Source organism: Streptomyces zaomyceticus (genome assembly GCF_014656215.1).
GTDB lineage: Bacteria > Actinomycetota > Actinomycetes > Streptomycetales > Streptomycetaceae > Streptomyces > Streptomyces zaomyceticus.
In genome coordinates, this window is the sequence record NZ_BNBZ01000006.1 from 76,770 (window position 1) to 92,818 (window position 16,049).

A 16,049-nucleotide genomic window follows, 5' to 3' on the forward strand; every position below is an offset into this window, starting at 1 on the left:
GCCGGGGCCCGGGGCCCGGCCGTTCGAGGCCAGGGCCCGACCGGCACCGCCCGTCCCGTACGGCCCCGACCACACCCCCCGGCGGGATAGCGTGGAGGGCGCACACGAACGGGGACCGGCGGCGAGGAGCGGCGCACATGCGGGGTGGGACGGCGACGTGAGGCTCCTGCACACCTCGGACTGGCATCTCGGCCGCTCCTTCCACCGCGTCGGCCTCCTCGACGCCCAGGCCGCCTTCCTCGACCACCTCGTCGCGACCGTCCACGAGCACGGGGTGGACGCCGTCCTCGTCGCCGGCGACGTCTACGACCGGGCCGTGCCCCCGCTGCCCGCCGTCGAGCTCTTCGACACCGCCCTGCACCGCCTCGCCGAGGCCGGGGTGCCCACCGTCATGATCTCCGGCAACCACGACTCGGCCCGCCGTCTCGGCGTCGGCGCCGGACTCATCGAACGGGCCGGCATCCACCTCCGTACCGACCCCGCGGGAATCGGCACCCCCGTCGTCCTCGGCGACGCCCACGGCGACGTCGCCCTCTACGGCCTGCCCTACCTGGAACCGGCGCTCGTCCGGGAACAGCTCGGCGCCGCGAAGGCCGGGCACGAGGCCGTGCTCGCCGCCGCCATGGACCGGGTCCGCGCCGACCTGGCCGGCCGCCCCGCCGGCACCCGCTCCGTCGTCCTCGCCCATGCCTTCGTCGCCGGCGGCGCGGCCAGCGACAGCGAGCGGGACATCACCGTCGGCGGTGTCGCCGCCGTCCCCACCGGGGTCTTCGACGGGGTCGACTACGTGGCGCTCGGGCACCTGCACGGCAGCCAGGCCCTCACCCCGCGCGTGCGGTACTCCGGCTCCCCCCTCGCGTACTCCTTCTCCGAGGCAGACCACCGCAAGTCGATGTGGCTCGTCGACCTGGGCGCGGCCGGCCCCGACGGGGCGATCACCGGCGCCGAACGCCTCGACTGCCCCGTCCCGCGTCCTCTCGCCCGGATCAGGGGGCGGCTCGACGACCTCCTCGCCGACCCCGGGCTCGCGCCGCACGAGCGGTCCTGGGTCGAGGCCACGCTCACCGACCCGGTGCGGCCGGCCGACCCGATGGCCCGGCTCGCCGAGCGCTTCCCGCACACCCTGCACCTGGTCTTCGACCCCGAGCGCGGCGACGCCGACACGGGCGCCTCCTACGCCCAGCGGCTCAGGGACCGCACCGACCAGCAGATCGCGGAGGACTTCGTGGCCCATGTGCGCGGCGGCGCGGCCCTCGACGGGGCCGAGCGGACCGTCCTGTACGGCGCCTTCGACGACGTACGGGTCGACGCGGCCGAGCGCGAGGTGGGCCGGTGAGGCTGCACCGCCTGGAGATCACCGCGTTCGGCCCCTTCGGCGGCACGCAGACCGTCGACTTCGACGCCCTGTCCACCGCGGGGCTCTTCCTCCTCCACGGTCCGACCGGGGCCGGCAAGACCTCCGTCCTGGACGCGGTCTGCTTCGCCCTGTACGGGAGCGTGCCCGGCGTCCGCCAGACCCCCGGCGCGTCCCTGCGCAGCGACCACGCCCCCGTCGGCACCTCCACCGAGGTCCTCCTCGAACTGACCGTGGGGGACCGGCGCCTGGAGATCACCCGGCGTCCGGCCCAGCAGCGCCCCAAGAAGCGGGGCGGCGGCCTCACCACCGAGAAGGCCCAGACCTGGCTGCGCGAGTACGACCCCGCCACGCGCGCGTGGACCGGCCTCAGCCGCTCCCACCAGGAGATCGGCGAGGAGATCACACAGCTCGTCGGCATGAGCCGCGAGCAGTTCTGCCAGGTCGTCCTCCTGCCGCAGGGCGACTTCGCCCGCTTCCTGCGCGCCGACGCCGAGGCCCGGGGCAAGCTCCTCGGCCGGCTCTTCGACACCCGTCGGTTCGCCGCCGTCGAGGATCGCCTCGCCGAACTGCGGCGCGCGGCCCAGCAGCAGGTCGAGGAGGGGGACGAGCGGCTCCTCGCCCTCGCCCACCGCATGGGCCAGGCCGCCGGTGGCCTCGGCGTCGCCGGTACCTCCGTGGAGGGGCGTCCCGGCGACCCCGGGCTCGCGGACGCGGTCCTCACCTGGGCCGCCGTCGCCCGCACCGAGGCCCGCGAGGCACTCGACATCGCGCGCGGACGGCTCGACGCGGCGGAGAGCCGGCAGGCCGCCGCGCGCGGCGCCCTCGACGCCGAGAACGACCTGGCGGCCCGCCAGGCCCGGCACGCCGACGCGCTCCTGCGCCACGAGCGGCTCACCGCCCGCGCCCCCGAGCGCGACCGTCTCCAGGCCGCCCTCGACCGCAGCCTCAAGGCGGACCGGGTGGCCCCCGCGCTCGGGCTGCGCCAGGACGCCGAGCGCGAGTACGCCACCGCGCACACCGCACGCGAACGCTCCCGCGCCCAGCTGCGCCCCGACCTCGCCGACGCCGGGGCCGAGCACCTCTCCGCCGTCGAACACCGGCTGCGCGAGGAGCTCGGCGGTCTCGAGGCGGCCCGCCGCGCCGAGCGCAGGGCCGCCACGATCGCCGAGGAGCGGGCCGTCCTCGCGCGCGAGGCGCGCGCCGACGACGAGGTCCTCCGGGACGCGGCCGACTGGCTCTCCGGATGGGAGCCGCGCCGGGCCGCGCTCCTCCACGGCGTCGAGGCCGCGCGGGACGACGCCGCCCGCGCCGAGCATCTCGCGGGCCGCCTCGAGCCGGCCCGCCGCAGGCTCGCCGCGGCCCGCCGCCGTGACACGCTCGCCCAGGACACCCGGTCGGCCGAAGCGCGCCTCGCGGACGCCCGCGAGCGGCGGAACGCCGCCCACGAGAGCTGGCTGGACGTCAAGTCCCGCCGCCTGGAGGGCATCGCCGCCGAGCTCGCGGTCACCCTCAGCCCCGGCGAACCCTGCCAGGTCTGCGGGTCCACGGCCCACCCGGAGCCGGCCCGGACCACCGCGGGCCATGTCGACCGAGCCGCCGAGGACGCCGCCTACGCGACCTACACCCACGCCGAGGAGACCCGCACGGCCGCCGAACGCGCGCTGGCCGTCACCCATGAGTCCTGGTCCGCGGCCCGCGCCGAGGTCCAGGCGGGAGGCGCCGCGGACGAGCCCGCGGAGACCGAGCCGAGTGTCGGTGAACTGACCCTTCAGGTCGAGGAGTTGGGAAGGCTCCACGCCGAGGCGCACGCCCTCGCCGGACAGACCCACACAGCCCGGGAGACGCTCGCGCACGCCGAGCGGGAGCACGAGGAACGGGTCGGCGCACAGCGTGAGGCCGAGCGGCGGGTCGCCGCGCGGACCTCGCGGCGCGAGGCCCTGGACCGCGAGCAGAGCTCGCTCGACGAGGAACTCGCCCGGGGGCGTGGGGAGTTCGCCAGTGTCGCCGAGCACGCCACCCGTCTGGAGCGGCGGATCGCGCTCCTCGTCGACGCCACCGGGGCCGTACGCTCCGCCGAGATCGCCGCCCAGCGGCTCAAGGAGGCCGACGACCGGCTCGCCGACGCCGCCTACCGCGCGGGCTTCGCCACCCCGGCCGAGGCCGCCGCGGCCCTGCTGCGCGAGGGAGACCGCAGGGAACACCAGCAGCGCGTGGACGCCTGGCAGGCCGAGGCCGCCGCCGTCGCGGACCGGCTCGCCGAGCCCGGCACCGCGGCCGCCGCGGCCCTTCCGCCCGCCGACCCCGCCGCCGCGCAGACCGCCCACGCGGCGGCCGAACGCGCCCTCCGCGAGGCCGCCGCCGCCCTCGCCGCCGCCCAGGAGCGGAGCACCGGACTCGCCGGGCTCTCCCGGCAGGCCCTGAGCGAGGTCCGCCGGCTCGGGCCGCTCCGTGAGGAGTACGACCGGGTGGCCCGCCTCGCCGCCCTCACCGCGGGCACCTCCACCGAGAACGAGCGCCGGATGCGCCTGGAGTCGTACGTCCTGGCGGCCCGCCTCGAGCAGGTCGCGGCCGCCGCGACCGCCCGCCTCCAGCGGATGTCCTCCGGCCGCTACACCCTCGTCCACTCCGACGCGCGCTCCGGCGGCAAGCGGGCCGGCCTCGGTCTGCACGTCGTCGACGCCTGGACCGGAAACGAGCGCGACACCGCCACGCTCTCCGGGGGCGAGACCTTCTTCGCCTCCCTCGCCCTCGCCCTCGGCCTCGCCGACGTCGTCACGGAGGAGGCGGGCGGCGTACGGCTCGACACCCTCTTCATCGACGAGGGCTTCGGCAGCCTCGACGAGCAGACGCTCGACGAGGTCCTCGACGTCCTCGACTCGCTGCGCGAGCGCGACCGCAGCGTCGGCATCGTCAGCCACGTCGGCGACCTGCGCCGCCGTATCCCGGCCCAGCTCGAGGTCGTCAAGGCGCGGGACGGCTCGGCGGTGCGGCTGCGTACGGGCGGGGACGCGCTCAGCGGCTGAGCGAACGCCGGGGGAGCGGTGAGGAGTAGACGACGCTCGTGGTCACCGAGCCCAGCGTGGAGATCTTTCCGGTGATCTCCTCCAGGTGCCTCATGGAGCGCGCGGCGACCTTGAGGACGAAACAGTCGTCACCGGTGACGTGGTGGGCCTCCAGGACCTCCCGCGTCGCGTCGAGCAGGTCGTGGAACGGCTTGTAGTTGCCGTGCGGGTAGCGGAGCCGTACGAAGGCGAGGATCGGCAGCCCGAGCCGGTCCTGGTCGACGATCGCCGTGTACCCGGCGATCACCCCGGCCTCCTCCAGGCGCCGCACCCGTTCGGTCACCGCGGACGGGGACATCGACACGGTGCGGGCCAGCTCGGCGAAGCTGGCGCGGCCCTCGGACTGGAGGGCTTCGAGGATGTGCCAGTCGGTGGCATCGGGGGTGTACTCGCTGGTCATACAGCAGGAATAGCAGGGGATTCCCCGGCCGATCAAGTGATCGGCCGGGGAATCTCGTGACCGGAGCCTCAGAGGCGGGAGAGCTCGTCGACCAGGTCGTCCAGGCCCAGCGGGCCCTGCGAGAGGGCCGCCATGTGCCAGGCCTTCGCGTCGAACGCCTCACCGTGCGCCGCCCGCGCCTTGGCGCGGCCGAGCAGCCAGGCGCGTTCGCCCAGCTTGTAGCCGATCGCCTGGCCCGGCATCGACAGATAGCGGGTCATCTCGCTCTCCACGAAGGACGGCGGGCGGCTGCTGTGCCGCTGGAAGAACGCCTGGGCCAGCTCCGGCGTCCAGCGCTCGCCGGGGTGGAACGGCGCGTCGGCCGGGATCTCCAGACCCAGGTGCATGCCGATGTCCACGATCACCCGACACGCGCGCATCATCTGCCCGTCGAGGTAGCCCAGGCGCCGCTCAGCGTCGGGCAGGAAGCCGAGCTCGTCCATCAGCCGCTCGGCGTAGAGCGCCCAGCCCTCCATGTTGGCGCTGACCTTGCCGATGGTCGCCTGGTAGCGGGAGAGCCGGTCGGCGACGTGCACCCACTGCGCGATCTGGAGGTGATGGCCGGGAACGCCCTCGTGGTACCAGGTCGACACCAGGTCGTAGACCGGGAAGCGGGTCGTGCCGTCCACCGGCAGCCAGGTGCGGCCGGGACGCGAGAAGTCCTCGGACGGGCCGGTGTAGTACGGCGCGGCGGCGCCGCCCGGCGGGGCGATCCGGGACTCCACCCGGCGCACCCGGTCGGCCAGTTCGAAGTGGGTGCCGTCGAGGGCCTCGATGGCCTCGTCCATGATTCCCTGGAGCCAGACCCGGACCTCGTCCACGCCCTCGATGTGCGTGCCGTGCTCGTCGAGGTGGGCGAGCGCCTCCCAGGGGTCGGCGCCCGGCAGGATCCGGTCCGCCTCGGTCCGCATCTCGCCCAGCAGCCGGTGGTACTCGGTCCAGCCGTACGCGTACGCCTGGTCGAGGTCGAGGTCGGTGCCGTTGAAGTAGCGGGTCCAGCGCTGGTAGCGCTCGCGCCCCACCGTGTCCGGGGCGCCGGCGACGGCGGGGGCGTACACGTCCCGCATCCAGTCGCGCAGCGCCAGGACGGCGTCGGTGGCGCCCCGGCCCGCCGTCGCCAGCGCGGCGCGCAGGTCGGCGGGCAGGGTGTCGGGGCCCGCGGCGGCGAACTCCTCGAACCAGCCCGGCTTCTCGCCGTCCGCGCCCGCCCACTCGGTGAGCTGGTCGACGAAGGTGGCGGTGGGCCGCGGACCGCCGAGGAGCTTGCGCTCGAGACCGAGCGCGAGTGAGGCGCGGTAGCCCTCCAGCGCGCCGGGAACCGCGCGCAGCCGGGAGGCGACCGCCACCCAGTCCTCCTCGGTCTCCGTCGGCATCACGGTGAAGACGATCCGCACGCTGTGCGCCGGCGAACGCATGTTGCTGACCGCGCAGAGGCCCTCCTCGGCGTCGTGCACGGCGAGTTCCGCCGTCAGGCGCTCCCTCAGCAGTCTCGCGCAGCGCTGTTCCGCCTCGCTGTCCGCGCCCGGGGAGCGCTCCGCCTCGTCGAGCCGGGCGAGCGTACGGCGGGCGAGGTCGGCCACGACCGACTGGCCGGCGGGCGAGAAGTCGGGCAGCAGTCCGGCGCTCTCCTTGACTCCCAGGTACGTACCGATGATCGGGTCGAGGGCGATGAGTGCGTCGACGTGTTCGTCGGCGACCTGGCGGGGCAGCGGGCTGCTGGAAGTCTCTGGCATGCGGGCCATCCTGGCGCGTCCGGCGGGCCCGCGTCACCCTCGTCGGGGCTCAGTCGGCTGACATGGAGGGGCTCGACGAGGGCGGCAGAAGCGGGCCGCACTCCCACTGCTGGAAGATCAGCCGGGTCTCGACGCGCGCGACCTCACGGCGCGAGGTGAACTCGTCGAGTACGAGTCGCTGCAGGTCGGCGGGGTCCGCCACCGCCACGTGCACCAGGTAGTCGTCGGGTCCCGTCAGATGGAACAGCGCCCGGGACTCCGGCAGGGCCCGGATCCGGTCGACGAACGGACCGATCAGTTCCCGCCGGTGTGGGCGGACCTGGACGAGAAGGAGTGCTTCCAGCCCACGGCCGAGTTTGGCCGGATCCAGTCGTAGCTGGTGTCCGAGGATCACGCCCGTGCGGCGCAGCCGGGCCACCCGGTCGAGGCAGGTGGACGGTGCCACACCGACCTCGGCGGCGAGTTCACGGTAGGTGGTCCGGGCGTCGTTCTGCAGGAGGCGAAGAATGTGCAGATCGACCGCGTCCAGTACGACAGAATCGGCCATCTGGCGAACGTAGCACGGCGCATTCCCTCTACTTCCCGGTATCCGTTCACAGTGCCGCCATGGACGCCATGGACTACGGCCGCTCGGAAACCCCGAGAGCCCTCGCCACCGAAGCCGTGCACGCCGGCCGCGAAGACCTCGCCTCGCTCGGTCTGCACGCACCGCCGATCGACCTGTCCACCACCTACCCCTCGTACGACGCCCGGGCGGAGGCCGCCCGCATCGACGAGTTCGCCACCACCGGCGCCCGGCTCGACGGCCCGCCCGTCTACGCCCGGCTCGACAACCCCACCGTCGCCCGCTTCGAGGAGGCGCTCGCCCGCCTCGAGGGCGCCGAGGCCGCGGTCGCCTTCGCCAGCGGCATGGCGGCCCTCACCGCCGTCCTCCTCGCCCGGGCGAGCCAGGGCCTGCGCCATGTCGTCGCGGTCCGTCCGCTGTACGGCTGCAGCGACCACCTGCTCGACGCCGGTCTGCTCGGCACCGAGGTGACCTGGACCGACCCGGCGGGTGTCGCCGACGCGATACGGCCCGACACCGGCCTGGTCATGGTGGAGTCGCCCGCCAACCCGACCCTCGCCGAGGCGGACATCCGCGCCCTCGCACACTCCTGCGGCTCGGTGCCCCTCCTGGTCGACAACACCTTCGCCACGCCGGTGCTCCAGCGGCCCGTCGAGCAGGGCGCCCGCATCGTGCTGCACAGCGCGACCAAGTACCTGGGCGGGCACGGTGACGTCATGGGCGGGATCGTCGCCTGCGACGAGGAGTTCGCCCGTACCCTCCGCCAGGTGCGCTTCGCCACCGGCGGGGTGCTGCACCCGCTCGCGGGGTATCTGCTGCTGCGCGGTCTGTCCACCCTGCCCGTACGGGTGAGGGCGGCGTCCGGGACGGCGGCGGAGCTCGTACGCCGGCTCGCCACCGATCCCCGGATCGCCCGGGTGCACTACCCGCGGATCGGCGGCGCGATGATCGCCTTCGAGGTGTACGGCGACCCGCACGACGTCATCGCCGGCGTCCGGCTCATCACCCCCGCGGTCAGCCTCGGCAGTGTCGACACCCTCATCCAGCACCCGGCCTCCATCAGCCACCGCATCGTGGCCGAGGGAGACCGGCGCTCGTCCGGCGTCAGCGACCGGCTCCTGCGGATGTCGGTCGGCCTCGAGGACGTCGAGGACCTGTGGCGGGACCTGACCCAGGCGCTCAGCGCTCCGCCCGCCGGATCCCTTCGTGCTGTTCCTGCTGCGGACGGGCGGCCGGTCGAGGTGCCGAGGCCAGTCGCGCGGTGATCACCAGGGTGCCCTCCTCGATCTGGTAGTCGAGGGGCAGGTTGAGGGCCCGCATCGCGGCCACCATCCCGGTGTTGGAGGACTGCGTCACGGCGTACACGCTCGCGCAGCCGGCCTCCTCGGCCATCGTCACCAGCCGGCCGAGGAGCTCGGAGCCGATGCCGCGCCGCTGCCAGTCGTCCTCCACCATCAGCGCGACCTCCGTCTCGTCGCCGTCCCAGAGCAGATGTCCGAGGGCGACGAGACGGCCGGAGGTCGTCTGCACGGCGAGGGTGCGCCCGAAGCGGGGGCTGAGCAGATGGTCGAGGTAGCGGTCGGCGTCGCCGACCGGGCCGTGGTAGCGCAGGCCCAGCGTGCGGGGCGAGCAGCGGTCGTGCATGGCGCGCGCGGCCGGCAGATCGCGCTGGTCGGCGCGGCGCACGGTGATCTCGTTGCCCTCGGGCAGCGTCAGCACGTCCTGGCTGCGCGGGACGCGCGGGCCCAGCCGGGCGTCGAGTTCCACGAGGGCGCGGGCGCGGGCGAACTCGGTCGGGGTGAACGGGAGGTAGGGCCGTTCCACGATCAGCGTGCCGCCGTTGGGGTCGCGCAGCCGCATCACCGTCTCCTCCAGGACCCCCTCGACCGGGGCGGGTTCGCCGGTGGGGCGGCCGGTGAGCGAGAGAGCGGGCACCGAGTGCAGCGTGCAGCGGCCCAGGAGCCGGCGCAGCGCGAGCGGCAGTTCGGCCGCGTCGAGTGCCGTACGGGTGGCCAGGCCGAGGACCCGGGTGGGCGTGTCCACCAGGTCGTGGGCGTCGGCCCGCTCGGTCCAGGTGTCGCGGCCGCCGGCCGCCGCGGTCTCCCGGGCGAGCTCGTGCGCGGAGAGATCGGCGGGGGCCCGCAGCAGGAACTCGTCGACCGTGCCGTCGGCGAGCGGATGCGTCTGGAGCGTGAGGATGTCCACGCGCAGGCGGGCGAGGACCGTGCACAGGGCGGCGAGGCTGCCCGGTGTGTCCGCGACGGTCGTCCGCATCCGCCACAGCGTGGTCTCGGCCGGAACCCCGGGCTCCTCCTCCGGGTGCTCATCGGAGGTGGAGCCGGCGGGGGCGGCCGTGGTGGGTGCGGGGGGCGGGGCATGGCTCGCATGACTGTGCCTCCGTGCCCACCACGTGTGGAAGCCCGCGGTGGCGATCAACGCGATCGCCGAGAACACCAGGAGGTAGGGGCCGTCGGGCCCCTTGACGATGCTCTTGGCGATCGTGTCGGCCACCACCACCGCGGTGAACAGGGCGGCCAGCTCGATCAGGTCGTGCCGCCAGTGGTGCGGGCGGCGGGTGCTCTTCGAAGACGTCACATCGGTCATGACCTCACTGTGACCCAGTGGTGTTGCGTGATCACGAACGCTTTGTGACTGACGGGTTAAGCGCCGATCTGGCGCCTTAAGGAACGATTCAGGCCGTTTCTGTCAGAGCCTGATCGGTGCCCTGACGGAGCGCGCCCGACAGCCGCTTCGCCTGGACGACGAACTGCGAGGAGCTCCGTGCCGAGGCCATCGCGTCGAGCCCGGCCACCTCACCCCGGGCCCCGCACCGCTCCACACAGTCCGCCGCGACCGCGAGCACCTCGCCCAGACCGCGCAGCGGCTTCTCCGCGCCGAGCAGCTCCGGCAGCATCGGCTCCAGCACCGCCCACACCGTGCCGTAGGCGCCCGTGGAGGCCGCCGTCCGGAGCGCGTCCGCCAGCCGGTTCGGCTTCACCGAACCCTCCAGGACCAGCCACGCCAGCTCCGTGCCGAGCCGCCGGGCGCCCAGGTCGCCCCGCGACGCCAGGACGAGCAGCGCGTCCACCGCGCGCAGCCGGTCGTCCGCGTCCTGACAGCCCAGCCCGAACGCCACGGCGAGATGGACCGCCCGGCCGACCGGGCCGCCCGCCTCGGCGAGCGCGGTGAGCGGTTCGGTCACCCCGCGCTGATCCGCGTCGGCCCCCGAAGCGAGGGAGGACAGGACGCACGCCGCCACGAACTCACGGTCCACCGGCAGCGCCGTGGCCCAGTGCGCCCGCGTGTCCAGCCAGTGGTAGCAGCGACGGGGCGTCGCCCGCAGCTCGCCGCCCAGCCACCGGAACGCGGCCGGGAACTCCTCGCGCACCACGGATCCCTCGTCGATCTCCACCACGATCCGGTCCGTCAGCCACCACTTCTGCGAAGCCCGGTCCTTCCCCCTGGCGAGGAACCGCACCCTCGTCCCCAGGGGTTCCCCCGCCCGCAGCCACGCGGCGAGCCGTCGCCCCGCCCGCGTGCCGAGCGCCTCGGCGTCCTCGGCCGCGCGCCCGGCCGACGCGTCCCTGCGCCCGACCCGGAGCAGCGCCTGGGCGAAGTCGGCAGGGGCCGGCTCGACATCCGAGTCCCGGTAGCCGCGCAGCCGCTCCACCAGCACCACCGGGTCGATCTCACCGGTGTGCAGGGTCGGTGCGGCGAGCAGGAACGGCAGCGCGTCCGTGCCGATCAGGGCGGCGGCCTCCCACAGGCGCGCGTCCAGGATGCCCGACAGCGCCTCGTGGTGGCAGGCCTTCCGGTCGTTCCCCTTCGTCCGCCCGGAGTCGACGCGCCACCCCGGCAGCAGTCCCAGCAGCCCCGCGAGTACCACCTCCGTCCCGTGGGTGTAGTGGGTGAAGTAGTGCTGCTGCTCCCAGTGCTCCGTCGGGAACGCCTCGCGCACCGCCGCCTCGAGCCCCGCCCGGTCCCGACGCGCGAGCCGCACCAGACCGTCGAGCGTCCGCTCGAACGCCGCCGAGTCCTGGTACCCGCCCCTCGTCAGCAGCTCCTCCACCAGCGCCTCGACCGTCGTCGCCGGGGGAGCCACCCGCTCCCGCTCCGGGACCGGGGGCAGGATCTCCTCGTACGGGGCCCCGGGCTCCGCCTCCAGGTCGTTCCCGAACAGCGCCACGGCCGCCGGACGGTGCACCGGACTCAGCAGACCCGCCTGCTCGGCGAGCTCACGGCGTACGGAGGCGTCCACCGCCGCCGCATGACGGCCCACCAGCTTCAGGGCCCGCTCCTGGATCGTGGTGTCCTCGTGCCCGAAGGCCTCCGCCACGGCCGGCAGCAGCTCCTCCACGGCACCGGGCTCCCGCGCCAGAACCTTGCCCACCAGCGTCAACTGGGCCCGCACCAGCTTCTTCTCGGTACGGAACAGCACCCCGCCCGTCATCTCGGCCAGTGCCCCGGCCGGCAGCGCGCCCTCGGCGGCGAGGCCCGCGAGGACCTCCTGCGCGTACCCCGCGACCGGGGACGGCGCGTCGGCCGCCATCCCGATCCAGTCCGGTACCCGCTCCCGGCGCTCGGCCTCGCTCGGCTCGACGAGCCGCAGCACCTCCAGCGGGAACCGCAGGTCCCGGGCCCGACCGCCGCGCAGCAGCCGGGAGACGCACAGGTCCACGACCTGGGCCCGGTCGAGCACGCCCTCCGTGACGAGCGTCGCGAGCGCGGTCGGCCAGTGTGTCGGCGCCTCGGGGCCGACCGACCAGGTCAGCCGGTCGGGCGTCTCCGCCATGGCGAGCGCGTGCGGCACGAGCACGCGTGTGTGGGAGTCCTCCCGGAGCCGCTCCAGAAGGCGCGCGTCGGTGATCTCCCGCGTCCACGCGAGGACATAGCCGTCGGTCGCGGGCACCGCGCACCCGGAGCGCTCCACGAGCCCCCGGATCAGGCCGTAACTGCTCTCCGCCACGGCGGGCCGCGCCGCGAGCCGCTGCGCCACGTCCGCCGTCCACACCGGATCCCGGTCGGCGAGCACCGAGAGGACCAGGGTGCCGTCCTCGGAGCGCCAGCTCAGCAGGTCGCGCCCGCCGAGCCAGGTGGCCGTCGCGGCCGCGCCGGTCTGACAGCCGGCCCCCGCCACGTACAGCGCGCGCCGCACGGCGGTCGCCTCGTTCCACCGCTTCCAGTCCCAGGCGCGCACCTCGGAGCGCAGGGACTTCAACGGTCCGAGGGCGGCCTTGCGGGCGGCGGCGTCCAGCGGCTCCAGGAGCGCCGGCACCTTGTGGGCGCGCCCGGAGCGCACCGCCGCCAGCAACTGCTCGACCGGGGTGCCCCCCTCCGTACCGTCCGCGTCTCCCGCGACGCGGTTCGTGCTTCCCGCGTCGCTCACCGTGTCGTTCCCCGCCCCGCGCACCACGGCGCTCCTCACCTTGGTCATCATGCTGTCCATCACCCTGTTCACCAGGCCGTTCCCCACCTCGGTCCCCCCACCCTCCACCGCCGTCCCGGCGCTCCCCGCCCCGGTACCGCCTCCCGTCACGGCGTCGCTCCCCGTCATCGCGCCGCTCCGGCGACCGTCGCGCCGGCACCCGCGGCGTCCGCGCGACCGGGCGTCGCGCCCCGCCGCACCATCCGGACCGCGAGCGCGTGCTTGCACGGGCCCCGCCGGCCCCGGTAGTCGGCCCACCACTGGCAGGTGCAGCTCAGCACCCCCTCCGACTCCCGCACCCGGTAGCGCCGATCGCCCGAGGCCACCGTCGCCAGATCGCCTTCGACGGTCACCGCGCCCTCCGCGACCAGCCGGCGGGCGCTCACCAGACGCGGGTTGTGCCGCTCGGCGCGGTCCGCGTCGTACGGCAGCTCCCGGTGGAAGTAGGCCGCGTCCGCCACGTCGTACCCCACGCGCCCGGCCGTGCCGAGCCGGGTCAGCGCGGCCCGCACCCGGTCGACCGTGAGCCCGGCCTGCGCCGCCAGGTCGGCCGGGTCGATCCGCGGCTCCCAGGCGAGGAGGACGGCGATCAGTTCGGCGTCCTGCGCGGCCTCCTCCGTCGCCAGGGCCTCCAGGACCCCGCCCTCGCCGGAGAAGCCCCGCGCGGGGTCGGGCGACAGCGTGAGCGTGAGCCGCATGCCCGGCAGGACCACCTCCCAGGCGCTCGCCGTGGCCAGGCCGCCGTCCGGCACCGGCCCGTACACCCGGAGCCCCGTCGCATGCCTCAGCACCCGCTCCAGCGCGACGAGGCGGTCGGGCCCCGGCAGGCACACCGCGCCCGCGCCGGGCCGGGTCGTCGGCCGCAGGGTCCGGCCGGACTGGACGATCCACATCGGTCCGCGCCCACGGGCCTGACTCCGCGGCAGGGAGCGGAGGAAGCGCACCGCCTCCGCGCCGCTCAGCTCGGCCCGCAGATCGAACCGGGCCGAGGCGACCTGCGCCTCGGCGAAGCCCCGCAGCCAGCGGTCCGGCAGCGGGACCTTCTTCTCCACGACCGCCCCGGCGAGCGTGGTCACCGCCATCTCCTCGGGACCCACCCGGAGGTGCAGCGGACCGTCCCCCGTCATCCGCGACAGCGCCTCGCGCAGCGGGTTGTTGACGTCGACGTTGGTCGTTCCGTGCCCCGTCTCCGTACCGCCGAGGCCCTCGTCCAGCACGTCCAGGCGCGCGTACACCCCGCCGCAGCCGGAGAACGACTCGAACCGCAGCCGGTCCCCGTTCCCCGTCACCACCGGGTCGAGCGACCCCGGCCGTATCCGCTGGTGGTAGCGGGCCGCGGCCACGTCGGCGACCGCCAGCAGGCCGCGGGCGGCGACCTGCGGCGAGGCCAGGAAGCCGGCGAAGAAGCGCGGATGGGCCTCGGCCCCCCGGGGCGTGAGACCCCCCGCCGTCTCCAGACCGAGCAGCCGGCCGGAGCCGGTCGACTCCAGCGCGGAAGGGCGGACATAGGCGAGTGCCTGTACGGATCGCGTCATGGAAACGACGTTAGGACCCGGCACTGACAATCACCGGGGAGCAGGGTCCCGTACGGCGCCCACGACCGCCGGGAACCGGTCCCCGCACCACGTCCGACCAGGCCTTACTGCCCGACGCGACCAGGCCTTACTGCCCGACGCGACCGGGCCGCAGCACCTTGCTGAACAGCACCGTCCCGCCCTCCGCCCGCAGCCGGACCGTCAGTTCCCCGCTGTGGCCGTCGATGTCGACCTCACCGAAGTACTGCGGGCTCTCCATCGGCGACACGTTTCCCCGCTCCGGCGCCCGGACGAACACCCGCTCCGGACCGAAGGTCGCGTCGAGCGCGTTCGCCGGGAAACCGCCCGCGGCCAGCGGACCGGACACGAACTCCCAGAACGGGGCGAAGTCCTTGAAGGCGGCCCGCTCCGGCGCGTAGTGCTGCGCCGAGGTGTGGTGCACATCCGCCGTCAGCCACAGCGTGCCGGTGATCCGCCGGTGCTTGACGAACCGCAGCAGCTCGGCGATCTGGAGCTCACGGCCCAGCGGGGCACCGGGATCGCCCTGCGCGATCGCCTCGATGTTCGCCGTGCCGTCCGGCACGACCAGGCCGAGCGGCATGTCCGCCGCGAGCACCTTCCACACCGCCGTCGACGCGGCCAGCTCGCGCTTGAGCCAGGCCAGCTGCTCGGCGCCGAGGATGCCGGTGGTGTCGTCGCCCTGCCGGCCGGGGGAGTTGGCGTTCCGGTACGAACGCATGTCGAGGACGAACACGTCGAGCAGCGGCCCGTACCGGACCACTCGGTGCATCCGGCGCTCGCGCCCGCCACCGCGCGCGTGGAGGGTGGATACCGGTGTGTACTCGCCGAAGGCGCGCAGCGCCCGCGCGGCGAGGACGTCGACGTCCTTCTCCGTGTAGCGCGCGTCGTCCAGGATCTGGCCCGGGTACCAGTTGTTGCGCACCTCGTGGTCGTCCCACTGCACCACCGAGGGCACCTGGGCGTTGAACGCCCGGACGTTGTGGTCGAGGAGGTTGTAGCGGAAGTTGCCCCGGTACTCGTCGAGCGTCTCCGCGACCTTCGACTTCTCCGGGGTCGTGACGTTCCGCCAGATCCGCCCGTCCGGCAGCGTCACGCTCGGCTGGATCACCCCGTCGGCATAGATCGAGTCGCCGCTGCACAGGAAGAAGTCGGGGTCGAGCCCGCGCATCTCCTCGTACGCCCGGAGGCCGCCGATGTCCGGGTTGATGCCCCAGCCCTGTCCCGCGACGTCCCCCGACCACAGGAACCGCACGCCGTCACGACGCCGGTCGGGAGCGGTGCGGAAGGTGCCGACGACCGGCTCGCCCGTCCGGCGCGGATCGTCCGGGTCCGCGAGGGTGACCCGGTAGTGGATCTGCTCCCCGGCCGGCAGCCCGCGCAGGGGCGCGGTTCCGGTGAAGTCCGTGCCCGCGCCGATCAGCGGCCCGTGGTGGCGGCGCACCCGCCGGAACGACTCGCTCGCCGACGTCTCCACGAGCATGCGCGCCGGCCGGTCCGAGCGCACCCACACCAGCCCGGAGGACGCCGTGACGTCGCCCGTCTGCACACCCCACGCGGCGCGTGGGCGGCCCGACAGGGCGAACGCCGGGGCGGCGAGGCCGGCGCCGCCGAGGGTCAGCGCCGCCGACGCGGCCAGCGAACCGCGCAGCACACTGCGACGGGCGGGGGAGGGGGAACTGCCGGGTGCGGACTGGGACATGGATGAGCCTCCGAGGCGGTGTCCGGGCGGGGGCGGTGCGTCGCCCCATGCCTAACGGCCGGGGGCGGCGCCCACACGAACCCCGCGTGAACAGATCATCCGCGACCGGTGGGCGACGCCGCCGCAGCCACCACGCACGCGTGTGAACGGATCGGTCCGCACCACCGCCCCCGGCGTGACGGAACACCCTCCGGCGCCACCACGCACGCGTGT

10 protein-coding genes are annotated in these 16,049 nt (G+C 74.7%); 3 read left to right on the forward strand and 7 right to left on the reverse strand.

Features of this window, described 5'->3' with window-relative positions; translation table 11 throughout:
• Window positions 1-157 precede the first annotated feature (157 nt).
• Both IE311_RS10615 and IE311_RS10620 read left to right on the forward strand, forming a co-directional pair.
• A complete protein-coding gene (locus tag IE311_RS10615) occupies window positions 158-1,336 on the forward strand; it encodes an exonuclease SbcCD subunit D (RefSeq protein WP_189831367.1) in 1,179 nt (392 codons plus the stop codon).
• The gene (locus IE311_RS10620) at window positions 1,333-4,380 is read left to right on the forward strand and encodes an AAA family ATPase (protein ID WP_189831368.1); all 3,048 of its coding nucleotides are present in this window, start codon (window positions 1,333-1,335) and stop codon (window positions 4,378-4,380) included. Before IE311_RS10615 ends, IE311_RS10620 begins: the two co-directional genes overlap by 4 nt.
• Here the strand turns inward: IE311_RS10620 and IE311_RS10625 are convergent.
• The 3 genes from IE311_RS10625 to IE311_RS10635 all read right to left on the reverse strand — a co-directional run bounded on the left by IE311_RS10625 (window position 4,370) and on the right by IE311_RS10635 (window position 7,138).
• Window positions 4,370-4,819, reverse strand: a complete 450-nt coding sequence (locus IE311_RS10625) for an Lrp/AsnC family transcriptional regulator (RefSeq protein WP_189831369.1) — start codon at window positions 4,817-4,819, stop codon at window positions 4,370-4,372. The genes IE311_RS10620 and IE311_RS10625 overlap by 11 nt on opposite strands.
• 68 nt (window positions 4,820-4,887) lie before the next feature.
• A complete protein-coding gene (locus IE311_RS10630) occupies window positions 4,888-6,591 on the reverse strand; it encodes a DUF885 domain-containing protein (RefSeq protein ID WP_189831370.1) in 1,704 nt (567 codons plus the stop codon).
• Between the two features lie 49 nt (window positions 6,592-6,640).
• Window positions 6,641-7,138, reverse strand: a complete 498-nt coding sequence (locus tag IE311_RS10635) for an Lrp/AsnC family transcriptional regulator (RefSeq protein ID WP_189831371.1) — start codon at window positions 7,136-7,138, stop codon at window positions 6,641-6,643.
• 59 nt (window positions 7,139-7,197) lie between these two features.
• Here IE311_RS10635 and IE311_RS10640 point away from each other — a divergent pair, with 59 nt between their 5' ends.
• On the forward strand, window positions 7,198-8,421 hold the full coding sequence (locus tag IE311_RS10640) for a trans-sulfuration enzyme family protein (RefSeq protein WP_189831372.1): 1,224 nt from the start codon (window positions 7,198-7,200) through the stop codon (window positions 8,419-8,421).
• Here the strand turns inward: IE311_RS10640 and IE311_RS10645 are convergent.
• From IE311_RS10645 to IE311_RS10660, 4 genes are all read right to left on the reverse strand, one after another.
• The gene (locus IE311_RS10645) at window positions 8,336-9,760 is read right to left on the reverse strand and encodes a GNAT family N-acetyltransferase (protein ID WP_189831373.1); all 1,425 of its coding nucleotides are present in this window, start codon (window positions 9,758-9,760) and stop codon (window positions 8,336-8,338) included. The two genes, IE311_RS10640 and IE311_RS10645, sit on opposite strands and share 86 nt — an antisense overlap.
• An 88-nt stretch (window positions 9,761-9,848) precedes the next feature.
• On the reverse strand, window positions 9,849-12,593 hold the full coding sequence (locus tag IE311_RS10650) for a DUF7824 domain-containing protein (protein ID WP_229901845.1): 2,745 nt from the start codon (window positions 12,591-12,593) through the stop codon (window positions 9,849-9,851).
• A 113-nt stretch (window positions 12,594-12,706) separates the two neighbouring features.
• Window positions 12,707-14,116 (reverse strand): SWIM zinc finger family protein, encoded by a 1,410-nt coding sequence (locus IE311_RS10655; RefSeq protein ID WP_189831374.1) that lies wholly within the window; start codon window positions 14,114-14,116, stop codon window positions 12,707-12,709.
• Between the two features lie 127 nt (window positions 14,117-14,243).
• Window positions 14,244-15,836: an alkaline phosphatase D family protein gene (locus IE311_RS10660; RefSeq protein WP_189831375.1), complete on the reverse strand. Its 1,593-nt coding sequence runs from the start codon at window positions 15,834-15,836 to the stop codon at window positions 14,244-14,246.
• Window positions 15,837-16,049: the final 213 nt, after the last annotated feature.